Source organism: Mycobacterium montefiorense, assembly GCF_025823255.1.
GTDB lineage: Bacteria > Actinomycetota > Actinomycetes > Mycobacteriales > Mycobacteriaceae > Mycobacterium > Mycobacterium montefiorense.
The window spans coordinates 55,404-77,205 of sequence record NZ_JACKVL010000013.1; the positions used below are offsets into that span (position 1 = coordinate 55,404).

Consider the following 21,802-nt stretch of genomic DNA (forward strand, 5'->3'; position numbering starts at 1 on the left):
TCTGTCACAGCGGCGCTCTTTTAGCCTTTGAGTAGGTTCGCGTCGTCGACCGACGCCGATTTGCGGGCACGGAAAATCGTCATGATGATGGCCAAGCCGATGACGACCTCGCACGCGGCAACCACCATCGTGAAGAACGCGATCATCTGCCCGTCCAGGTGGCCGTGCATGCGCGCGAACGTGACGAACGCCAGGTTGACGGCGTTGAGCATCAGCTCGACGCACATGAACATCACGATGGCGTTGCGGCGCAACAGCACACCTGAGGCCCCGATGGTGAACAGCAGTGCCGAAAGGTAAAGGTAGTTAGCCGGATTCACGATGCACCGCCTTTGATGGCCTGCCGGCGGGGAGTCTCCTTGCCGTCCGCGCCCCGGGTCCGCAGCATCCTCGACACCGAATCGTCCGCGTAGGAGCCGTCGGGCAGCAACGCGGCCACGTCAACCGCGTTGTGGCGTGCATAGACGCCGGGGTTGGGTAGCGGGGTCGGGCGCCCGCCGGAGCGGAACCGCTCCTCGGACAGTTCACGTTGTGTCTTGCGGCGTTCGAAACGCTCACGGTGCGCCAGCACCATCGCTCCGACCGCGGCGGTGATCAGCAGCGCGCTGGTCAGCTCGAACGCCCACAGGTAACGCGAAAAGATCAGCGCCGCCAGGCCTTCGACATTGCCGTTGGCGTTCGCGGTGGTCAGTCCGACGAAGCCCCCGGTCGTCACCTTGCCGATAGCGGCAACCAGCAGAATGCCGAACCCGACTCCGGTGATCACCGCGGCGACGCGCTGCCCGCGCAGCGTTTCCTTCAGCGATTCCGCGGAGTCCACGCCGATCAGCATCAGCACGAACAAGAACAGCATCATCACCGCGCCGGTGTAGACCACGACCTGAACTACCCCCAGGAACAGTGCGTCCTGGATCATGTAGAAGATCGCCAGGATGATCATCGTCATCGCCAGGAACATCGCTGAGTACACGGCGTTGACGGCGGTGACCACTCCGATCGCGCCGATCACGGCGAGAGCGCCCAGCAGCCAAAAGGCCACCGCTTCGCCGGTGGAGGTGGAAACGATGACGTCGGTCGCCAGGTTGCTGGCAACCGCGCCCGTCATCGGGCTTCTCCGGCAGCATCTTTCGCGTGGTTTCCCACGCTTAAGCCATCCGCGGTGACGTTGCCCTGGTAGTAGTCCTTGTCCGTGGCGCCCTCGGCCCTGGGGTGCGGCGGCGCGAGCATGTCTTGCAGCAGCGGCGCCAGCAGCCGGTTCTTTTCGTAGATCAGGTCGGCGCGGTTGTCGTCGGCCATCTCGTAGTCGTTGGTCATCGTCAGCGCGCGGGTCGGGCAGGCCTCGATGCACAGGCCGCAGCCGATGCAACGCAGATAGTTGATCTGATAGACCCGGCCGTAGCGCTCGCCCGGCGAAAACCTTGCCTCGTCGGTATTGTCGGCGCCCTCGACGTAGATCGCGTCGGCCGGGCAGGCCCAGGCGCACAGCTCGCAGCCGATGCACTTCTCCAGGCCGTCGGGGTACCGGTTGAGTTGGTGGCGGCCGTGGTAGCGCGGGGCGACCGGGCCTGGCTTCTCCGGATACTCCTCGGTGACAGTCTTTTTGAACATCGCCGCGAACGTCACGCCGAATCCGGCCACGGCGTCGAGGAATTTAGCCATGTGCTTTCTCCTTGGTCGCACCGACTGACGACGTCAGAACTTTGCCCGGCATCGGTGGTGTGGGGAAGGCCGGTGGTGGCGGTAGGGCGTCGCCACGCTTGCGAAGCTCTCGCGCCAGTGCGCGATTGGCCGGTGTCGTGCTGAATGGCTTGCGCAGCAACAGCACCAGCGCTACGGCGAAGACGATGCTGCAGACCACCAGCAGGGGAGTCCAATGCGCGTCGCCCTGGTTGCGCAGCGTGCGGATGACCGCCGCGATCAGCACCCAAACGAGCGAGGCGGGGATGAGTAGTTTCCAGCCCAGCGCCATGAACTGGTCGTAACGCAGCCGGGGCAGGCTGGCTCGCAGCCACATGTAGATGAACAGGAAGACCCACATCTTGGCGGTGAACCAGAGCACCGGCCACCAGCCGCTGTTGGCGCCGTCCCACATATTGAGCGGCCACGGGGCATGCCAGCCGCCGAAGAACATCAGCGTGGCCAACGACGAAACCGTCATCATGTTCACGTATTCGGCCAGCATGAACATCGCGAACTTCAGCGACGAGTACTCGGTGTGGAAGCCGGCGACGAGTTCACCCTCGGCCTCCGGCAGGTCGAACGGGGCGCGGTTGGTTTCGCCGACCATCGAGATCAGATAGATGATGAACGACGGCAGCAACAGGAATATGTACCAGACGCCGTCCTGCGCCTTCACGATTCCAGACGTCGACATCGTCCCGGCGAACAGGAAGACGGCCGCGAATGACAGCCCCATCGACACCTCGTAGGAGATGACCTGCGCGGTGGATCGCACCCCGCCGAGCAGTGGATAGGTCGAGCCGGATGCCCAGCCGCCCAACACGATCCCGTAGACGCCGATCGCCGACAGCCCGAGGATGAACAGCACCGCCACCGGCATGTCGGTCAGCTGCAGCGGGGTGCGGTGACCGAACACCGACACCTCGGGGCCGAACGGGATGAACGCGAACGCGGTAAACGCGGGGATCGTCGAGATGACCGGCGCCGCCATGTAGACAAACCAGTCGACGCCGCGAGGGGTGATGCTCTCCTTGAGCGCGAGCTTGATCCCGTCGGCCAGGCTCTGCAGGGCGCCCCACGGGCCCGCCCGGTTCGGGCCGGGCCGCAACTGCATCCAGCCGAGAATCTTGCGCTCCAGCAGAATCGCCAGCAGCACGTTCAGCATCAGGAACACGAAGATGGCCAGCGCTTTACCGAGCACCAGCCACCAGGTGTCGTGCCCGAAGGCGGTCATGAGCCCACTCCGATTCGCACGATGTTGCCGACTGTGACACCCAGGTCCCGCTGCACCGCCGAGCCCGGCGAGTTCAGTGGCAGCCACACCACCCGATCGGGCATGTCAGTGATGTTCAGCGGCAGGCTGATTGACCCGCGCGACGTGCTGACCGTGACCGTGTCGCCCTGCACCGCGCCGATCTCGGTCGCGGTGCAGGCCGACAGCCGCGCCACGGGTTTGCGTGCCGTTCCCGCCAAATGCGGTTCGCCGTCTTGGCCGCGGCCGTTGTCGAGCATCATCCGCCAGCCGGTGAGCACGGCCTCGCCCTGGCCGGGCTGCGGCGGTTTCGGTGCCTGAACCGTTGCCCCGCTTGCGCGTTCGCCCACCCAGTTGCCCAGCGCCGAGACTTGCTCGCGGGCCGCCTGGACGCCTGTCATACCTAGGTAAACACCCATTTCGTCGGCCAGCGTGTCGAGTACTTGATGGTCGGACTGGGTGGCCCGCTGGGTGCTGCCGTGCAGGGCCGGCTCGAAGGGCCGGAATCGGCCTTCCCAGTTGACGAATGCGCCCGCCTTCTGCGTCGTCGGCGCGACCGGGAACACCACGTCGGCTCGCTCGGTGACTTCGCTGTGCCGCAGTTCGAGGCTGACCACGAAATTCGCGGCATCCAGCGCGGCCAGCACCGCATCCGGGTCGGCGAAGTCGGCGGGCTCGATACCGCCCACCAGCAACGCGCCCAGGCTCCCATCCGTCGCCGCGGCCAGGATGCCGTCGACGTCACGCCCAGCGGCAGCGGGCAATTCGTCGACGTTCCACGCCGCGGCCACCTCGGCGCGCGCGGTCTCGTCGGCGACCAGACGACCACCTGGCAGCAACCCGGGCAGTGCGCCGGCTTCCAGCGCGCCACGTTCTCCGGCGCGCCGCGGCACCCAGGCCAGCCGAGCCCCGGTGGCATCGGCGAGCCGGGCCGCCGCGGACAATCCGCCGGGCACTGTGGCCAGGCGTTCGCCGACCATGATGACCGCTCCGGCCTTCGACAACAGGTCGCCCACCTCGCCGGTGGCCAGGCCGTCCAGTGTGGACGGTTCGGTGCCCGGCACGGTCTGCAGCAGCCGGCCCGACATCTTCGTCAGCGCCCGAGTGGTGAACGGGGCGACCGCGTAGATCGGCACGCCGCGCTTGCGGGCGGCCTTGCGTAGCCGTAGGAACACGATCGGTGCCTCGTCCTCGGGCTCGAACCCGACCAGCACGACCACCGGCGCCGATTCCAGATCGGCGAAGCTGACCGTCAGCGGCTGACCCGCGACGCGGGCCGCCAGGAACTCTGCCTCTTCGGCCGAGCAGGGGCGAGCCCGGAAGTCGATATCGTTGGTGTCCAACACAATTCGCGCGAACTTGGAATAGGCGTAAGAGTCTTCCCAGGTGCCGCGGCCGCCGACCAGCACGCCGGTGCGCCCGCGGGCGGCTTCGAATCCCTGCGTTGCGGCCACGATCGCGTGTGCCCACGAGGCAGGCTGCAGCGTGCCGTCAGCGTCTCGGACCAGGGGAGTGGTGAGCACGTCGGGCTGGGTGTCGTAGCGGAAAGCCCAGCGGCCCTTGTCGCAGTTCCACTCCTCATTGACCTCGGGGTCGTCGCCGGCCAGCCGTCGCAGTACCTTGCCGCGGCGGTGATCGGTGCGCTCGGCGCAGCCGCCGGCACAGTGCTCGCACACGCTGGGGCTGGAGACCAGATCGAAAGGGCGGGCCCGGAATCGATATGCGGTGCCGGTCAAGGCACCCACCGGGCAGATCTGCACGGTGTTGCCGGAGAAGTACGAGTCGAACGGCTCGTTGGCGTAAATGCCCACCTGCTGCAGGGCGCCGCGCTCCTGCATGTCGATGAACGGGTCGCCGGCGATCTGCTCGGAGAATCGCGTGCAGCGAGCGCACAGGATGCACCGCTCGCGGTCCAGCAGCACCTGCGAGGAGATGTTGATCGGCTTGGCGAAGGTGCGCTTGACATCCTCGAAGCGAGAATCGGCGCGGCCGTTCGACATTGCCTGGTTTTGCAGCGGGCACTCGCCGCCCTTGTCGCACATCGGGCAGTCCAGCGGGTGATTGATCAGCAGCAGCTCCATCACGCCGTGCTGGGCCTTGTCCGCGGCCTCGGAGGTGAGTTGGGTACGTACCGCCATGTCGTCGGTGCACACGATCGTGCACGACGCCATCGGCTTGCGCTGGCCCTCCACCTCGACCATGCACTGCCGGCACGCACCGACCGGGTCGAGCAGCGGGTGATCGCAGAACCGCGGAATCTGGATGCCCATCAACTCGGCCGCCCGAATCACCAGAGTTCCCTTGGGAACCGAGATTTGATTACCGTCGATGGTCAGCGTCACCATGTCCGGCGGCGTCACCTCGTCGCCTGTCTGGGTCTTGGCCGCACTAGTCATGGGGCTGTCAAGCCTTTCCGTTCGTGCTCAACATGGAGTCTCGTGGGTCGAATGGGCAGCCGCCTCCTTCGACGTGGGTGATGTACTCGTCGCGGAAGTGCTTGATCGACGACATCACCGGGCTGGCCGCGCCATCGCCCAACGCGCAGAACGACTTTCCGAGGATTGCGTCGGAGATGTCGAGCAGCTTGTCGAGATCCTCGTGGGTGCCTTCGCCGGACTCGAGCCGGGTGTAGATCTGGTCCAGCCAGAACGTGCCCTCGCGACACGGCGTACACTTCCCGCACGACTCGTGCTTGTAGAAGTATGTCCAGCGCTGCACCGCGCGCACCACGCAGGTCGTCTCGTCAAAGATCTCCAGCGCCTTGGTGCCCAGCATCGAGCCGGCCGCACCCACGCCCTCGTAATCCAGTGGCACGTCGAGGTGTTCGTCGGTCAGCAGTGGTGTCGACGACCCGCCCGGTGTCCAGAACTTCAGGCGGTGCCCGGCGCGGACCCCGCCGGCGTAGTCGAGCAACTCGCGCAGCGTGATGCCCAGCGGGGCCTCGTATTGGCCGGGACGAGTGACGTGCCCGGACAGCGAATACAGCGTGAAGCCAGGCGATTTCTCGCTGCCCATCGACCGGAACCACTCGACGCCATTGAGAATGATCGACGGCACGCTGGCGATGGTCTCGACGTTGTTGATCACCGTTGGGCAGCCGTAAAGCCCGGCCACGGCGGGGAACGGCGGGCGCAGCCGGGGCTGGCCGCGCCGGCCCTCCAGACCCTCCAGTAGCGCGGTTTCCTCGCCACAGATGTAGGCGCCCGCACCGGCGTGCACCACCAGCTCCAGGTCGTAGCCCGAACCCGCGATGTCGCGGCCCAAAAAGCCTGCAGCGTAAGCCTCGGCGACCGCGTTCTGCAGCCGGCGCAGCACCGGCACCACTTCGCCGCGCACGTAGATGAAGGCGTGGCTGGCCCGGATGGCGTAGGAGGCGATGATGGCGCCCTCCACCAGCAGGTGGGGTGTCGCCAGCATCAGCGGAATGTCTTTGCACGTACCGGGTTCTGATTCGTCGGCGTTGACGACCAGGTAGTGCGGCTTGGCGGCCGCGCCGGAGTCGCCCTGCGGGATGAACGACCACTTCGTTCCGGTCGAGAAGCCGGCGCCGCCGCGACCGCGCAGGCCCGAGTCCTTCACGGCCCCAATCACCGCGTCGGGCTCCATCTTCAGGGCCTTCTTCAGCGCCTGGTAGCCGTCGTGGCGCTGGTAGGTCTGTAGCGTGAACGACTTCGGATCGTCCCAGTAGCGGCTGATGACCGGGGTCAGCGGGGTGGTCATGACTTGCCTCCGGGAGCCGGCGGGGGTTCCATGCCCTTTTCCTTCGCCACCCGCAGCCCGGCTAAAGTGGCTGCGCCAGCGCCACCTTGGCCCTCGTCCGGGCGCTCGTCGGGCAGGCCGGCCAAGATGCGCGAGGTCTCGCGGAACTTGCACAGCGGCGCACCGCGGGTGGGCGCGTTGGGCTTTCCGGCCCGCAGCGAGTCGACGAGTTCGCGCGCCGATTCCGGTGTCTGGTTGTCGTAGAACTCCCAGTTGACCATCACCACGGGCGCGAAGTCGCACGCGGCGTTGCATTCGATGTGCTGCAGGGTGACCGATCCGTCGGGGGTTGTCTGGTCGTTGCCGATGCCGAGATGCTCTTTGAGTGAGTCGAATACCGCGTCACCGCCCATCACCGCACACAGCGTGTTGGTGCAGACGCCGACCAGGTAATCGCCGGTGGGGCCGCGGCGGTACATCGTGTAGAAGCTGCCCACCGCCGACACCTCGGCGCCGGTCAGTCCGATCTGCTCGCCGCAGAACTCCAGACCCGCCGGTGTCAGGTAGGAATCCTCCGACTGGACCAGGTGCAGCAATGGCAACAACGCGGAGCGCTTGTTGGGGTAGCGGCTGATGATCTCCTTGGCGTCGACCTCCAGTCGTGCCCGAACCTCCGGCGAATACGACTGTGGCGCACCCTCAACCACGAACTGGTTGGGTTCTTCGGGCGGTGGCCCCAGCCGGATGAACACCCGCTCGCCGCTGCCTCCCACCGGTGCGGTCATCGGTCGACTCCGCCCATGACCGGGTCGATGCTGGCGACCGCGGTGATCAAGTCGGCGACCATGCCGCCCTCGCACATCGCGGCGACCGACTGCAAATTGGTGAAGGACGGATCCCGATAATGCACGCGGTAGGGCCGGGTTCCGCCGTCGCTGACCATGTGCACGCCGAGTTCTCCCCGGGGTGATTCCACCGCGCTGTAGACCTGGCCGGCCGGCACCCGGATGCCCTCGGTGACCAACTTGAAGTGGTGGATCAACGCTTCCATCGAGCCGCCCATGATCTTGGCGATGTGCTCGGGCGAATTACCCATGCCGTCGGGGCCTACCTTCAGGTCGGCGGGCCAGGCGATCTTGCGATCCTCGACCATGTGCGGTCCCGGCCTCAGTTTGTCCAGGCACTGCTCGACGATCTTGATCGACTCCCACATCTCCTTGACGCGAATAATGTAGCGCCCGTAGGAATCACACGTGTCGGCGGTGATCACGTCGAATTCGTAGTTCTGGTACCCGCAGTAGGGCTCGCTCTTGCGCAGGTCGTGCGGCAAGCCGGTGGCACGCAGGATCGGGCCGGTGATGCCCAGCGCCATGCATCCGGCCAAGTCGAGGTAGCCGACGTCTTGAGTGCGTGCTTTCCAGATCGCGTTTTCGTTGAGCAGGTCGCCCATTTCGCGCAGCACTTGCCGCAAGCCCTTGAGGCCTTCGACGATGTCGGCCTCGGCGCCCGGCGGTAAGTCCTGTGCCACGCCGCCCGGGCGAACGTAGGCGCTGTTCATCCGCAGACCGCTGATCTTTTCGAACAGGGTGAGCACGATCTCGCGTCCCCGGAAGCCGACGAACATCGGCGTCATCGCGCCCAGTTCCATGCCGCCGGTGGCCAGCGCCACCAGGTGCGAGGAGATTCGGTTGAGCTCCATCATCAGGACGCGAATGACGTTGACCCGCTCCGGGATTTCATCGGTGATGCCGAGCAGCTTCTCGACCCCGAGGCAGTAGGCGGTCTCGTTGAAAAACGGTGACAGGTAATCCATCCGGGTCACGAAGGTGACACCCTGCGTCCAGTACCGGTATTCGAGGTTCTTCTCGATCCCGGTGTGCAGGTAGCCGATTCCGCACCGGACCTCGGTGACGGTTTCGCCTTCGATCTCGAGGATCAGGCGCAACACCCCGTGCGTGGACGGGTGCTGGGGCCCCATGTTGACGACGATGCGCTCACCGGGATCCGCGGCACGGGCCGCTTCGACGACCTGCCCCCAGTCCTGTCCGCCGGCGACAACAACAGTTTCGGCGCCGCCATCGTGCGTCGAGTCAGTGATTGTGCTCATTAGTTGTACGCTCTCCGCTCGTCGGGCGGGGGTATCTCTGCTCCCTTGTACTCGACGGGAATACCGCCGAGCGGGTAGTCCTTGCGTTGCGGATGGCCGTGCCAGTCGTCGGGCATCTCGATGCGGGTCAGCGACGGGTGCCCGTCGAAGATGATGCCGAAGAAGTCGTACGTCTCGCGCTCGTGCCAGTCGTTGGTCGGGTAGATCCCATATAGCGACGGGATGTGCGGATCACCGTCCGGTGCAGACACTTCCAGCCGGACTCGACGATTGTGCGTGATCGACAGCAACGGGTAGACGGCGTGCAACTCGCGGCCCGCTTCGTGCGGGTAATGCACACCGTTGACGCCCAGGCACATCTCGAAGCGCAGCTCGGGATCGTCGCGCAGACGTTGGGCCACGTGCGGCAGTGCCTCGCGGCGCACGTGCAACGTCAGCTCGTTGCGGTCGACGACGACTTTCTCTATGGCGTTTTCGAATTCGACGTCGCCGGACTTCAGTGAGTCGGCCAGCCGGTCGACGACGTCGTCGAAATAACCGCCGTAGGGCCGGGGGCTGCTGCCCGGCAGCGTGACCTCGCGTACCAGTCGCCCGTATCCCGACGTGTCACCCGATCCCGAAATGCCGAACATGCCACGGCGCACGTTGATCACTTCTTCGTCGGGCGCGGGCAGCGCGCCACCCACTTCGCTGGCGGCTACCTTGGGGTCGTGTTCGGGTGAGCTCATCGCAGCAGTCCACGCATCTCGATGGTGGGCCGGGCGCCCAGTGCGGCCTGCTCGGCTTCCGCGATGGCCTGCTCGCGGTTCACGCCGAGCGGCATTTCCTGAATCTTCTCGTGCAGCTTGAGGATTGCGTACAAGAGCATCTCCGGACGGGGCGGGCAGCCGGGGAGGTAGATGTCCACCGGAACCACGTGGTCCACGCCCTGAACGATCGCATAGTTGTTGAACATCCCGCCGGACGACGCGCAGACGCCCATGGCCAGTACCCATTTCGGTTCTGCCATCTGGTCATAGATCTGGCGCAGCACCGGCGCCATCTTCTGGCTCACCCGCCCGGCCACGATCATCAGGTCGGCCTGGCGCGGTGTTGCCGAAAATCGCTCCATCCCAAACCGTGCGATGTCGAACCGTGGTCCGGCAGTCGCCATCATCTCGATCGCGCAGCAGGCCAAGCCGAATGTTGCGGGCCACAGCGAGTTCCTGCGGACGTAGCCGGCGATCTTCTCGACAGTCCCGAGCAGGATGCCGGCGGGTAGCTGTTCTTCCAAGCCCACGGTTTACCTCAATCCCATGTCAGGCCGCCGCGGCGCCACACGTAGGCGTAGGCCACGAAAACGGTGAGCATGAACACCACCATCTCGACCAGAGCAAAGAATCCCAACGCGTCATAACTGACCGCCCAGGGATATAAGAAGACGATTTCGATGTCGAAGACGATGAAGAGCATTGCGGTCAGGTAATACTTCACCGGAAACCGCTGCCCGGGCGTTGCATGCGGGCCACTCACCGACGTTTCGGTCGGCTCGATTCCACACTCGTAGGCCGCCAGCTTCGACTTGTTGTAGCGCGACGGGCCGGCCAGGCTCGCGATCACGACCGAGCCCACAGCAAAGGCGGTGGCGATTCCGCCTAGGACCAGGATGGGTATGTAGACGTTCAACTCGCTCCAAGATCCGTCGTGGGCCGCCTATAAAGCGACCAGGCGGCGACCGGGCTGCTGTGACGAGCCGGGTCTGTAGCCCGTCACAGTGATCTTCAACATAGCGTTGAGGCGGCTGGGGCACGTGCTCGGGGTGGTGCTAATGCTGTGAGATCCGGCACGTTTTTGGGGTACGTCCAACGCGGCGCCGGGACGGCGCCGGGAAGCAGCAGGTCGTTGGCTTCAGATGGCGGGAGCGCGGAGCAACCCGAGCACGGTTCGACCCAACACGATGGGGTCGATCGGATGCGGCACCGAGGCTTCCGCGCGTGACCAGTTCGCCAGCCATGCGTCATCGGGGCGCCCGGTGAGCACCAGGATCGGTGGACAGGTTTCGAGTTCGTCTTTGAGCTGTTTGGCGATTCCCATGCCACCGGTCGGCGTCGCTTCGCCATCGAGGATGGCAAGGTCGATGCCGCCCTCGTCCATGGTGCGGACCACCATCGGGCCGGTCGCCACCTCGACGTAGTTCAGCTCGGGCAGATCCGGGTGCAGGCGTTTACCCAGGGCCCGCTTCACTTCGTCGCGGGTGTTGGGATTGTCGCTGTAGACGAGGATCCGCAGAGCGATGGTGGCGTCGGGCACGGTGCAGATGCTACTGGTGCGCGGCCAGCTTTATTGGCCAGACCGCACGAAAACGGCCTGCACCGCTGCCTTGGCCGCCGGCGCGATCATGCCGAACTTGTTCCAGCCGATGTCGAACTGGGATCGATCGATCGTGGTTTTGCCCGAGATCTGGATCGAACCGTCGCCGGCCTCGGTGACGGTGACGGGCAGTTGGAGCCCGGCGGTGACTCCCTTGATGGTGAAGCTGGCGCGCAGCTCCGCGGTCTTGCCTTCGATCGGGTGCACCGCGGTGACGACGACGCTGATCTCGGGAAAACGCTCGACGTCGAAGAAGTCGGCCGCGCGCAGGTGGTCGTCGCGACGGCCGATGCCGGTGTGCAGCGACGCGGTGTCGATGTCGAGGCGGCCGAAGGCCGCGCCGTTGCCGGTGAGCTGTCCGTCGCCGGTGAACTCGGCGAAGCGGCCTTTGACGTTCACCAGGCCCCACATGTTCCTGATCTTGAAGGTGACGGCCGACCGGTCCGCAACGATGTTCCACACCCCGGCTAGGTCGGGATCATTCAGCAGTGTTTCCAGCGTCGTCACTGTCCGTCTCACCTAATCAGCGGCGCGATTTCGGCGGGGTCGAAGTACTCGTCAATCCGGTCGATCAGACCGTTTGTGCCCACCCTGATCACGATACAAACACGCATGGAGATCGATTGCCCCTGATGGCCGGTGGCGTGCAGGACGTGCTGCTGGACGAAGCCGCTGACCGATCCGTCGTCGAAGAGCCGACGATCGAGGATTTCGTAGCGGCGCTCGGTGGTGGCGCCGATGAACCAGTCGATGACTCGCAGCGCCCGGGGCTTGTCGTTGTCCCGGCTGGCGCCCACCCGCCACACCGCGATGTCGTCGCTGCACAGCCGGTCGACCGCGGCCTTGTCGCCGTTGACGATCGATGTGAACAGCTGGTCGGCCGTGTCGACGACGACCTCAGCAGTAGCAGCGGGCATGTCAGGCTCCTATTCGCTGTCGTATCCGGGATGCGCAACCGCCAACCGATTGCGCACCAGGGTCCTTAGGCCGGCGAGGACCTCGGCGGCACGCTCGTCGAGCTCGCCGGCCCGGATGGCGGCGGCGAGTTGTTCTTCGTCGACGAAACCCAAGCCGGCCAGCGCGGCTCGCGACTGCGCCTGCCTCTCGTCGAGCAACTCGCGCTCGACGATGCGCAAGGCGTTGGCGGCCACCCGGGAGTGGAAGTTGACCTGTCCGTCGGTCGCAGCCCGAACGTCGGTCTCCAGGAATTCGGCCACCGCGGCCACCAGCTCGGCTGCCAGCGGGCGGCCGTACGCGCCGATCATGCCCGGACCTCCTCGAGCAGGTTGAGAATGTCCCACTCGGTCTCGCTGACCCGGCGACCGATTGCCGCCAGTTCGACCGAACGGGATTGACCGCTCAAGTGCCGCTCCGCCTGGAAGCGGCAGATCACACCCCAGCGCAGGGTGGCCAGCACCAGCCACCAGTGCAGTGCCACTCGGTCTACGGTGGTTTCGCTGGCCTGTTCGTAGTGGCGCACGAAGCTCTCGATGCTGCCGAGGCCGCCGGCGCCAAGGCGGGCTGGAGCGCCGAATCGCCAGGCGCGAATGCAGAACCAAGCCAGGTCTTCGTAGGCCTCGCCGAGGTGTACCAACTCCCAGTCGAGGACCGCGGCGAGGTCGGATCCGTCGACGATGAGGTTGCCCATCCGGTAGTCACCGTGCACCAGGACCGTCGCCGACGCGTGCGGTCGGTGGGCGGCCAGCCAGTGAAACGCCCATTCGAACGTCGCGGTGGTGTCGTTCATCGCGTCGAGCCGCCCGCGGTATTCCACCAGCTGGTCCTGGTAGGCCAGCCCGGGGATTTGCGGGTCGGCGCGGTGAATGGCCGCCAGTGCCCGTGCGCATTGCCGCAGCAGCTCGGTTCGGCGGGTTTGCCCGCCGGCGGCGTCGAGCTGGCGCTGGATACGCCGGACGATGGTCTCGCCCTTGATCTCATCGCAGACGAGATACGGATTACCCAGTGCGGCAATCGAATCGTCGGCGACCAGGATGTGGGGGACCGGTGCCCCGGCCGCCGCGGCGGCCGCCTGCGAGCGGGCTTCGAGCTCCATGCCGGCGTGCACGTCGTCGGGTGGCCCGGTGCGCAGGATCAGCGCGTGCCGTTGGGTGCCGGTGACTGCGTCGAACGCCCACGTGGTGCGGCTGGCGCCACCGGTCAGCGCCCGCAGATTCTCGATCGCGGTGCCGGCGCCGAGTGCCGGCTCTAGTGCTGCCGCAAGTCTAATGTCGAGTTCGTTGCCGTCGGTCACTGCTTGCCAAACTTGAACAGCCGCTGCGCCACTCGGCGAATCTGGATTTCCTCGGCCCCTTCGGTAATGCGGTAGCGGCGGTGATGGCGGTAGATGTGCTCGAACTGCTCATGGCGGCTGTACCCGAGGCCGCCGTAGACCTGCATGGCGCGGTCGGCAGCGTCGCAGACAAGTCGGTTGGCGCGATAGTTCGCCATCGACACTTTGTCCGACACCTCCATGTGGTGGTCGCGATCCAAGTGCCAAGCGGCGAATTGCACCAACAGCCGCACCATCTGCGCTTCGGTCTGCAGCTCGGCCAGCGGCCATTGCACGGCCTGGTTGACCGATAGCGGTTTGCCGAACACCGTGCGCTTGGCGGCGTATTCGGCGGCGCGGTCGATGCAGTACTGGGCCGCGCCCAGGCTGCTCGCGGCTTGGCGGATCCGGTTCTCGTGCAAGAACGTTTGCGCGACTTCGAGGCCGCGGTCGACCTCGCCGAGCACCGCGTCGGCGGGGATGCGGACATCGGTCAACTCGACCTCGCCGTGATCGGTGGGCATGTTGAACGTCCACCAGTAGTAGGGGACCGAGAAGCCGGGCGTGTCGGTTGGGACCAGAAACGCGGTGATACCCCGGGCTTGCCCCGGCTCTCCGGACGTTCGGGCGAAGACCAAGTCATGCGTGGCGCGGTGCACACCGGTGTTGAACCGCTTGGAGCCGTTGATCACCCAGCTGTCACCATCGCGTTGGGCGTGAGTCTCCAGCCAGGTCGCGTCGGATCCGTGCTGCGGCTCGGTCAGTCCGAACGCCATGGACCGCTCCCCGGTGATCAACGCCTCGGACCATGCGCGACGCTGCTCGTCGGTGCCGAACCGCTCCATCATGATCACCTGGGGAAAGTTCCCGACGATCGACGACTCGTTCTGCAAATCATTGTGCAGCCCAAGTCCCTGGTGCGCCAGGTGTTCCCGGATCACCGCCATGTCGACGTTGGAACCGTCGCGGCCGCCGAGCGCGGCCGGCAATCCGTAACGCAGCCAGCCCGCCTTGTCGGCGCGTCGCCGCATCTCGGAGAGCAGCTCCTCCCACGCTAGAGTCGGAATGCCGTCGTTATCCCAATCGGTGCGAGCATGCTCTCGGCGCTGGTCGAAATACTGGATGTTTTCGCGTTCCAGCGGCTTGATCTCCGCCTCGATGAACGCATCCATCTCGGCTAGCAGGCCCGGAAGATGCTCTGGCAGGGTGAAATCCATAGTCAACTCCTCGCGATTCTCGCGTTACGCGCCATAGAGGGTCTTCTTCCAAATCGTCGACAGGGTAACGATGGCGTCTTCGTCGCTGATCTCCATTCCCAGACCAGACTGTCCGACGAAGACGGTGGTGAAGTTCTCGAATAGCAGCGCGATGGCCGCCGCAGTGTGCTGCGGGTTGAGCTCGCCGCCATACCCCTGCTGCTGAGCGCGCCGCACCGATGCGGCCACGATGTCCATCCCGAAACGCCGAAACTCGTTCTGCACAACGGCGAACCGCTGCTGAGTGGTGGCCAGCTGGGCGACGGCGATCATGATGCCGATGTTCTGCTTGAAGATGTTCCAGTATCCGGTGACCACCGCAGTAAAAAAGTTGTCATCTTCGGTGGGGGCACCTCCCGCTTGCGGGGGAGAATCCGGTAGATGCACACTCAACCCGGACGGGGCGACGACCTCGTGCAGGAAAGATTCCGCCAGGGCGGCCAGCAGATCTTCCTTGTCGGCGAAGTACCGGTAGAAGACTGCCGGTGATTTTCCCGCGGCCGAGGTGATGTCGGCCAGTGTTGTGCCGTGAAAGCCTCTTTCGGCAAACAGTTTTCGCGCCGCAAGTTCGATGGCCTGCCTGGTCTGGCGGCCCTTGGATGTCAGTGGCCGCGTCGATTCGGGGGCGGGCGTGGGCATCAGTTCCTGATCCGGTCGCCGGCCCGCAGCAGCGCGCTTGGCAGGTCATGGCGGACAGCCGATTTCGCGACATCGGCGGCGGCGATCGCGGCCTGCAGGTCGACGTCGACGTCGATATCGCTGTCGGTCAGCAGGTAAACCAGATCCTCGGTGGCGATGTTGCCGGTGGCGCCCGGTGCGAACGGGCAACCGCCGAGCCCGCCGACCGAGGCGTCCAGCCGGGTGACTCCGGCACTGACGGCCGCATACGCACTGGCCAAACCGGCACCGCGGGTGTTGTGGAAGTGCGCGCCCAGCGGCAGCTCGCCGATCACCGGATGCAGTTGGGCGATCAGCGAACTCACCCGGCCCGGGGTGGTGGTGCCGATGGTGTCGGCGATCGACAGTCGGTCGGCCCCGCGGTCGCGCGCGGCCGCGGCGATCTCCAGCACCCGCTGCGGCGGAGTAGGACCTTCGAACGGCGAGTCCCACGCGGTGGCGATGACAACCTCGACGGTGACGTCGCTGCCGTGCGCGATTGCGACGATCTCGTCGATCTGGTCGGTGGCCTGCACGCTGGTGCGCCCGACGTTGGCCGTGCTGAACGTGTCGTCGGCGGCCACCACGTACTCGATCGACCGCAGGCCGGCGGCAACGGCGCGCTTGGCGCCGTTAGGGCTGGCGACCAGCGCAGAGAACTCGATGTCGGGGTACAGGTGCAGTTGCGCCGCGAGTTCGGCGGCGTCGGCCATCGACGGCACCTTCGTGGGGGACACAAAAGCCGTCACTTCCACCTCGCGCACGCCGGTGGCAGCCACCGCCGCGAGCAGCTCCAGCTTTGCCGACAATGGGATTGGCGTTTCGATTTGCAGCCCGTCGCGCAGCGCCACCTCACGGATATCGACGTGTTGGTTCACAGCACCCCCTCGGTGCGTAGCTCCTCGATCTCTGCGGCGGTCTTGCCCAGCAGCCCCACATAGATGTCGTTGTTGTGTTGGCCCGGACAGGATGGCCCGGCGTGGCGGACGCTGCCCGGCGATTCGGACAACACCGGAATGACGCCGGGCCCCAAGACATTGCGCTCGATGCGTTCGTCGTAATGCTCGACCAACATGCCGCGCGCGCGCAGTTGGGGGTCTTCGACAACCTCCGCGACGGTGTTGATGGGGCCCGCGATCACGCCTGCGGCACTGAGGGTTTCGACGATGTCTGCGGGCTGTCGCTCGCCGGCCCAAGCGCCGATGATCTTGTCGATCTCGTCCTGGTTGCGGCCGCGCGCGGTGTGGGTGGCGAACCGGTCGTCGCTGGCAAGCTCCGGGCGCCCCATCGCGGTGCACAGCCGGGCGAACACGGTGTCCTGGTTGGCTGCGATCACCACCCAGGAATCGTCGGCGCTGCGATAGATGTTGGACGGTGCGATGCCTTCCAGCCGGGTGCCCGACGGTCCGCGCACCACGCCGCCGACGTCGTAATCGGGAATCGTGGATTCCTGGATAGCTAAACATGATTCGGTCAGTGCGACGTCGACGACCTGGCCCCGCCCGGTCACGCTGCGGCGATACAGTGCCGCCATCGCGCCCTGCGCCCCGAACATGCCGGCCAGGCTGTCGCCAAGGGATAGCGCAAGCCGCGGCGGCGGACCGCCGGGAAAGCCGTTGAGGTGCCGCAGCCCGCTGGACGCCTCGGCCACCGAGGCGTAGCCGGCCTTGTGTGCGTCGGGGCCGGTCTGTCCGTAACCCGACACCCGGACCAAGATGATGCCGACATTGCGTGTGCTAAGCACGTCGTAGCCCAGGCCCCACTTTTCCAGCGTTCCCGGGCGGAAGTTCTCCACCACGACGTCGGCCTTCTCGACGAGTTCGAGGAACAGTTCGCGGCCGGGTGGCCGGCGCAGGTCGAGCGTGATGGCTTTCTTGTTGCGCGCTGCCACCGTCCAGAACACGTGGTGCCCCTCGTGTTCGGCTTGGCCCCAGCTGCGCAGTGGGTCCGGCGCGCCGGGCGACTCCACTTTGATGACCTCTGCGCCCATGTCCCCGAGTAAGCGGCCGGCGAAGGGACCCGCGATCAAAGTGCCCAGTTCGAGCACCCGGATACCGTCCAGCGGGCCGCTGACGGTCATTCGGCGCTCGCCAAATCGTGCCTGATCAGCCAGTCGGTGACGATATCGACGGCTTTGCGCAGTTTATCGCGTTGGTCAGGGCCCGCGTAATAGTGTGTGGCGCCAGGTATTTCGTGCATCTCCTTGTCGGGATGCCCAATCGCCTCGAACAGCCGCCGGGTGTGGCTGGGTGTGCAGGCGTCGTCGGCCAGGTTGCCGATCACCAGCGCGGGGATCGCGATGTCACGCCCGCAATCCACGCCGTCGCCGCGCGCCTCGTCGTAGCTCCATTGCGACAGCCAGCCGCGCAGCGTCGAGAAGCGGGCCAGCCCGACCGGGCTCATGTTCACTACCTGGGGGTCACCCAGGTAGCAGGTTCCGGGGGTGCGCTCGTTGGGATCCACGGTGGGATCCAGCCACCGGGGGTCGGCCATGGTGCCGTGCACGACGAATCCGAATTCGTCGTCGGGGCGGCCCTGAGCGCTCAAATCTGCCAGCTTCTCTTTGACCCATGTGGTGATGCGGCGGTTGCGATCGATCTGCGCTTGACGGTACCGGTCCAGAAACTCCTGGGTGTAGGGCGGTTGGTTGGGGTTGTCGGGGTTGTAGATATCCAGTTCGGGATCACGCTTGGTGGGATCGGATTCGTCGAGGATGGACGCGTCGAGCCATTCGGTCAGCGTGCCGTGCCGGCTGATGTGCGCGGCCAGCAGCATGATTGCGTCGGCGGGGGGCAGTTCCAGCGCGGTCAGGTCCGGGCCGTCGCCGGTCGGGCTCGACGTGATCGTCGCGTGCTGGGCCTGCTGCTGGTAGAACACGGACAACGAGCCGCCGCCACTCCACCCGGCGAGCACCACTCGGGAGTAGCCGAGACGGTTTTTCGCATCCTTGATGCATTCGCCGAGATCCTCGACGACCTTCTCCATCAGCAGCGCCGAATCCGTGCCGCGGAACCGGCTGTTGCAGTAGATGACGTGATGGCCGGCCCGGGCCAGCGCGTTGATCATCGGTAGGTAGGCGCCGCCGCCGATCGGGTGCATGAACACCAGCACGGTGTCTGACGGCTTGTTTTTCGGTTTCAGCAGGTAGCTCTCCAGCACGGTGATCTCGGCCAGCCCGCCGTAGACATCGCGGACGCTGGAATTGTTCTGGAAGGCAACCAGATACGGAATTCTTTCGTAGTCGTGCTTGACGGCTTGCTTCACAGTTTGCGCGCTCCCCATGTCAGTGTTGTCCCAAGTCGTGTGCCAGTACTTCGGGTGACGGTGTCAGGCGCCGACGGGTGTCGACGGCGATGACTTGCCAGTCGACGCGTGAGTGCTCGTCGAACTTGCGGCGTGCTCGTTCACGCGCCTTCTCCGGCGCGCCGTGGTGAACCCCTTGCGGCGCATGGCTAATCAGACCTGGGGGCATCGGGATGCCGTAGAGCGAGCCGCCGTGGAAGAACGCGATCTCGTCATAGTCGACATTGCGGTGATACCAGGGCGTGCGTTCGGTGCCGGCAACGCCCTCGGCAGGCTTGGGCAGGAAGTTCATCACGTAGACGCCGGTGGCCTGCATGAACAGATGCACGGTCGGCGGCAGGTGGACGCTGTCGGAGGTGATGACGTTGTAGTCGTCGATATTGAAGGTGAAGGCGAAGTTGTCGCCACGCCATCCTTCGACATCGAGCGGATTGTGTTGGTAGAAAAGTGTTGTCGGACCGCCCTCGTGGACGAGCCGGACCTGGTACTCGTCGCGGCCGTCGTCGTCGATCGGCGCCGGCTCGGGGATGGTGGCCTGCGACGGATCGAACGGGAAGTGCCGGCCCAGCGGGCCAGGCGGTGGCACCCGGAACTCGTCGGTGGCCTCGATCATCAGCAGCGTGGTCTCGCGATCCGGTACCTGGCGCCAGGTGCAGGCCTTCGGGATGTAGACCCAGTCGCCGTCGGCGTAGCGCAGCGGACCGAACTCGGTCTCCAGCAGCCCGGTGCCTTGGTGAACGAAGGACAGCAGATCGCCGTCGACGTGGCGGGCGAAGTAGGGCATCTCGTCGGCGCGACGGCTCAGCAGGATGCGGCAGTCGTCGTTGCTGAACATCAGCAGCGGTCCGCCGTTGGCGTCGGAGGCGTCGCTGGGCTTGAGCTCGCTGGACAGCACGTCGACCGGGCGCAGCGGTCCGGCCGACCGATACGCGATGGGGTCGTGGCGGCGGTAGATGTTGGCCGTCCGTCCGGTGAATCCGCCGCGGCCCAGCTCGTCGTCCTTGAGGCCGTCTAGATCGGCGTGCAAGCGATGCGGGGTCTTGCCTTTACGCAGGTGAACGAATGATTCCATGGTGACTCCCGAGTGGTGGGCGGCCCGTCAGGCGATCAAAACTGAAAGTGACATTACTTTCTCTTTTGGACGCGCACAAGGGCCGCCCGTCCGCGGGGGCCGGGTTCAGCGGACGCGAAGGACGACCTTTCCTTTAGCGGTGCGGTTCTCCATGGACGCGACGGCGGCGGCGGCTTGGTTCAGCGGGAAGACCTGCGGCTGCGGGGCGGCCAGCTGGCCGGAGCGCAGCAGGCGCTCGAGTCCGGCCCACTGCTCGTCCAGCGCGTTGGGGTGCGTCGCCGTCCAGGCGCCCCAGCCGACGCCGACCACGTCAATGTTGTTGAGCAGCAGCCGATTTACCTTAACGGTGGGAATCTCGCCACCGGTGAAACCGATGACCAGCAACCGTCCGCCCGGGACGAGCGAGCGCAGGGAATCGGTGAATCGGTCACCGCCGACCGGGTCGACGACCAGGTCGACGCCGCGGCCGCCGGTCAATTCCTTCACCGCGTCCTTGAAGCCGTCGGCCAGCACCACATCGGTTGCGCCCGCCGCGGTCGCGACCTGGGCCTTCTCCTCGCTGCTGACCACCGCGATGGTGCGTGACGCCCCGAGCGCGGGTGCCAGGCGCAGCGTCGAGGTTCCGATCCCGCCGGCCGCGCCGTGCACCAGCACCGTCTCGCCCTGTTGCAGGCGGCCGCGCACCGTCAGCGCGAAGTACATCGTCAGGTCGTTGAACAGTAGGCCGGCCCCCGCCTCGAAACTCACGTTGTCCGGCAGCTTGAACGCTCGGCCCGGGGAGAGCACCGCGACTTCGGCCATGCCGCCGGTCAGCATCGTCAGGCCGACAACCCGGTCGCCGGGACGGAAGTCGGAGTTGTCCGGTGCCGATCGAACGACCCCGGCGATCTCGGCCCCCAGCACGAACGGTGGGTCGGGCCGGTACTGATAGAGGCCGCGGGTGAGCAACGCGTCCGGGAACGCGGCGCCCGCCGCGTGCACCTCGACGACGATCCCGTCGCTGGTGGGTTCGTCGACCTCGCCGACCTCGATCGCGTCTGGACCATCTAGCCGCGTCACCCGTGCTGCACGCATGCTGCCTCCGTTGTCGATAGGGCCGAAACCTTCCGGCCAGCGCTCGAATAGCCTACTGCCAGATCAGAATCCGCCGGCGACGCGTACCACCGCGCGACCGGAGAAGGTGCCCGCGCGCAGTTGATCCAGCACGCCGACGACGTCTTTGACGTCAACATCGCTGGTGACTGTGTCCAGATGCCGCGGCCGCAAGGAGTCGCCGAGCAGCGCCCACAGCTCGCGGCGGCGGGCGATCGGCATCAGCACCGAGTCCATCCCGAGCAGGGAGACGCCGCGCAGGATGAACGGCATCACCGTGGTGTGCAGCGCCGGTCCGCCGGTGAGGCCGCTGGCTGCCACGGCCCCGCCGTATTCGATGGTGCTGAGCACATCGGCCAGCGTCGCACCCCCGACGCAGTCCACCGCGCCTGCCCAACGCGCCTTGGCCAGCGGTCGCGGCTTGGCGTCGGGATCGGCGGGTAGCCGACCGATAACCTCCGCGGCACCAAGGTCTTTCAGCATGCCGGCGGCTTTCTCCTTACCGCTGGAGGCGACCACCTGGTAGCCGGCGGCCGACAGCAGGTCCACGCTGACCGACCCGACGCCGCCGGAGGCGCCGGTGACGACGATGGGCCCGTCGTCGGGCGTGATGCCCCAATCGATCAGCGCCTGCACACTCATCGCGGCGGTGAAACCGGCGGTTCCGATGGCGGCACCCTGGTGCGGGCTCAGCGCGCCCAATGCCACCAGCTGGTCGGCAGGCAGCCGCGCATACTCGGCGTAGCCGCCGTGGTGGCCGGTGCCGATCTGATACCCGTGGGCCAATACCTTGGCGCCTACGCTGAAGTCCGGTGACTGCGATTCGACGACTTCGCCGGTGATGTCAATGCCGGGCACGATCGGATAGTCGCGGACCACGCCGCCCTTAGGCGTCAGCGCCAGCGCGTCCTTGTAGTTGACGCTGGAAAACAGCACCCGGATCGTCACTTCACCGGGCGGCAGGTCAGACAAGCTGAGCGTCTCGACCGACGCGGTTACTTCCTCACCGTCTTGGCGGGCTACCAGCGCGTGAAAAGTGTCCATACGACGACGCTAACCTCACCCT

Annotated in this window: 24 protein-coding genes; all 24 read right to left on the reverse strand. The window is 66.0% G+C overall.

Features of this window, described 5'->3' with window-relative positions; translation table 11 throughout:
• Positions 1 to 20: 20 nt before the first annotated feature.
• The 24 genes from nuoK to H7K34_RS13735 all read right to left on the reverse strand — a co-directional run bounded on the left by nuoK (position 21) and on the right by H7K34_RS13735 (position 21,780).
• Positions 21 to 320, reverse strand: a complete 300-nt coding sequence (gene nuoK / locus H7K34_RS13620; protein WP_025735676.1) for an NADH-quinone oxidoreductase subunit NuoK — start codon at positions 318 to 320, stop codon at positions 21 to 23.
• Positions 317 to 1,105 (reverse strand): NADH-quinone oxidoreductase subunit J, encoded by a 789-nt coding sequence (locus H7K34_RS13625; protein ID WP_264062537.1) that lies wholly within the window; start codon positions 1,103 to 1,105, stop codon positions 317 to 319. The genes nuoK and H7K34_RS13625 overlap by 4 nt, the downstream gene beginning before the upstream one ends.
• Positions 1,102 to 1,659, reverse strand: coding sequence for an NADH-quinone oxidoreductase subunit NuoI (gene nuoI / locus H7K34_RS13630; RefSeq protein WP_272896312.1), 558 nt, complete (start codon positions 1,657 to 1,659; stop codon positions 1,102 to 1,104). Before nuoI ends, H7K34_RS13625 begins: the two co-directional genes overlap by 4 nt.
• Positions 1,652 to 2,914, reverse strand: a complete 1,263-nt coding sequence (gene nuoH, locus H7K34_RS13635) for an NADH-quinone oxidoreductase subunit NuoH (protein WP_264062538.1) — start codon at positions 2,912 to 2,914, stop codon at positions 1,652 to 1,654. Before nuoH ends, nuoI begins: the two co-directional genes overlap by 8 nt.
• Positions 2,911 to 5,328, reverse strand: a complete 2,418-nt coding sequence (locus H7K34_RS13640) for an NADH-quinone oxidoreductase subunit G (protein ID WP_264062539.1) — start codon at positions 5,326 to 5,328, stop codon at positions 2,911 to 2,913. The genes nuoH and H7K34_RS13640 overlap by 4 nt, the downstream gene beginning before the upstream one ends.
• A gap of 7 nt (positions 5,329 to 5,335) precedes the next feature.
• A complete protein-coding gene (gene nuoF / locus H7K34_RS13645; protein WP_108920851.1) occupies positions 5,336 to 6,652 on the reverse strand; it encodes an NADH-quinone oxidoreductase subunit NuoF in 1,317 nt (438 codons plus the stop codon).
• Entirely contained in the window at positions 6,649 to 7,416 is a 768-nt protein-coding gene (gene nuoE, locus H7K34_RS13650; RefSeq protein WP_264062540.1) for an NADH-quinone oxidoreductase subunit NuoE, read from the reverse strand. The genes nuoF and nuoE overlap by 4 nt, the downstream gene beginning before the upstream one ends.
• The gene (gene nuoD, locus H7K34_RS13655) at positions 7,413 to 8,738 is read right to left on the reverse strand and encodes an NADH dehydrogenase (quinone) subunit D (RefSeq protein WP_108920849.1); all 1,326 of its coding nucleotides are present in this window, start codon (positions 8,736 to 8,738) and stop codon (positions 7,413 to 7,415) included. Before nuoD ends, nuoE begins: the two co-directional genes overlap by 4 nt.
• On the reverse strand, positions 8,738 to 9,466 hold the full coding sequence (locus H7K34_RS13660) for an NADH-quinone oxidoreductase subunit C (RefSeq protein WP_264062541.1): 729 nt from the start codon (positions 9,464 to 9,466) through the stop codon (positions 8,738 to 8,740). The genes nuoD and H7K34_RS13660 overlap by 1 nt, the downstream gene beginning before the upstream one ends.
• Complete coding sequence (locus H7K34_RS13665; RefSeq protein WP_264062542.1) at positions 9,463 to 10,017, reverse strand: NuoB/complex I 20 kDa subunit family protein; 555 nt, start codon at positions 10,015 to 10,017, stop codon at positions 9,463 to 9,465. Before H7K34_RS13665 ends, H7K34_RS13660 begins: the two co-directional genes overlap by 4 nt.
• A gap of 8 nt (positions 10,018 to 10,025) precedes the next feature.
• Positions 10,026 to 10,403: an NADH-quinone oxidoreductase subunit A gene (locus tag H7K34_RS13670; protein ID WP_108920847.1), complete on the reverse strand. Its 378-nt coding sequence runs from the start codon at positions 10,401 to 10,403 to the stop codon at positions 10,026 to 10,028.
• Positions 10,404 to 10,625: 222 nt separating this feature from the next.
• Positions 10,626 to 11,027: an Rv3143 family two-component system response regulator gene (locus H7K34_RS13675; protein WP_264062543.1), complete on the reverse strand. Its 402-nt coding sequence runs from the start codon at positions 11,025 to 11,027 to the stop codon at positions 10,626 to 10,628.
• A 30-nt stretch (positions 11,028 to 11,057) separates the two neighbouring features.
• Complete coding sequence (locus H7K34_RS13680) at positions 11,058 to 11,594, reverse strand: YceI family protein (RefSeq protein ID WP_264062544.1); 537 nt, start codon at positions 11,592 to 11,594, stop codon at positions 11,058 to 11,060.
• Positions 11,595 to 11,602: 8 nt separating this feature from the next.
• Entirely contained in the window at positions 11,603 to 12,004 is a 402-nt protein-coding gene (locus H7K34_RS13685) for a nuclear transport factor 2 family protein (RefSeq protein WP_264062545.1), read from the reverse strand.
• Positions 12,005 to 12,013: 9 nt separating this feature from the next.
• On the reverse strand, positions 12,014 to 12,352 hold the full coding sequence (locus H7K34_RS13690) for a DUF6285 domain-containing protein (RefSeq protein WP_264062546.1): 339 nt from the start codon (positions 12,350 to 12,352) through the stop codon (positions 12,014 to 12,016).
• Positions 12,349 to 13,338 carry a phosphotransferase family protein gene (locus H7K34_RS13695; protein WP_264062547.1) on the reverse strand — a complete coding sequence of 330 codons (990 nt, stop codon included), beginning with the start codon at positions 13,336 to 13,338 and terminating at the stop codon, positions 12,349 to 12,351. Before H7K34_RS13695 ends, H7K34_RS13690 begins: the two co-directional genes overlap by 4 nt.
• Complete coding sequence (locus H7K34_RS13700; protein ID WP_264062548.1) at positions 13,335 to 14,573, reverse strand: acyl-CoA dehydrogenase family protein; 1,239 nt, start codon at positions 14,571 to 14,573, stop codon at positions 13,335 to 13,337. The genes H7K34_RS13695 and H7K34_RS13700 overlap by 4 nt, the downstream gene beginning before the upstream one ends.
• A gap of 24 nt (positions 14,574 to 14,597) precedes the next feature.
• On the reverse strand, positions 14,598 to 15,251 hold the full coding sequence (locus H7K34_RS13705) for a TetR/AcrR family transcriptional regulator (protein ID WP_264062549.1): 654 nt from the start codon (positions 15,249 to 15,251) through the stop codon (positions 14,598 to 14,600).
• Positions 15,251 to 16,147: a hydroxymethylglutaryl-CoA lyase gene (locus H7K34_RS13710; RefSeq protein ID WP_264062550.1), complete on the reverse strand. Its 897-nt coding sequence runs from the start codon at positions 16,145 to 16,147 to the stop codon at positions 15,251 to 15,253. Before H7K34_RS13710 ends, H7K34_RS13705 begins: the two co-directional genes overlap by 1 nt.
• Positions 16,144 to 17,349, reverse strand: a complete 1,206-nt coding sequence (locus H7K34_RS13715) for a CaiB/BaiF CoA transferase family protein (protein WP_264062551.1) — start codon at positions 17,347 to 17,349, stop codon at positions 16,144 to 16,146. Before H7K34_RS13715 ends, H7K34_RS13710 begins: the two co-directional genes overlap by 4 nt.
• Positions 17,346 to 18,551 carry an alpha/beta hydrolase gene (locus H7K34_RS13720; RefSeq protein WP_372510770.1) on the reverse strand — a complete coding sequence of 402 codons (1,206 nt, stop codon included), beginning with the start codon at positions 18,549 to 18,551 and terminating at the stop codon, positions 17,346 to 17,348. Before H7K34_RS13720 ends, H7K34_RS13715 begins: the two co-directional genes overlap by 4 nt.
• Position 18,552: 1 nt before the next feature.
• The gene (locus H7K34_RS13725) at positions 18,553 to 19,644 is read right to left on the reverse strand and encodes a homogentisate 1,2-dioxygenase (protein WP_264062553.1); all 1,092 of its coding nucleotides are present in this window, start codon (positions 19,642 to 19,644) and stop codon (positions 18,553 to 18,555) included.
• 105 nt (positions 19,645 to 19,749) lie between these two features.
• Positions 19,750 to 20,718, reverse strand: a complete 969-nt coding sequence (locus H7K34_RS13730; RefSeq protein WP_264062554.1) for an NADPH:quinone oxidoreductase family protein — start codon at positions 20,716 to 20,718, stop codon at positions 19,750 to 19,752.
• A gap of 63 nt (positions 20,719 to 20,781) precedes the next feature.
• On the reverse strand, positions 20,782 to 21,780 hold the full coding sequence (locus H7K34_RS13735; RefSeq protein ID WP_264062555.1) for an acrylyl-CoA reductase family protein: 999 nt from the start codon (positions 21,778 to 21,780) through the stop codon (positions 20,782 to 20,784).
• Positions 21,781 to 21,802: the final 22 nt, after the last annotated feature.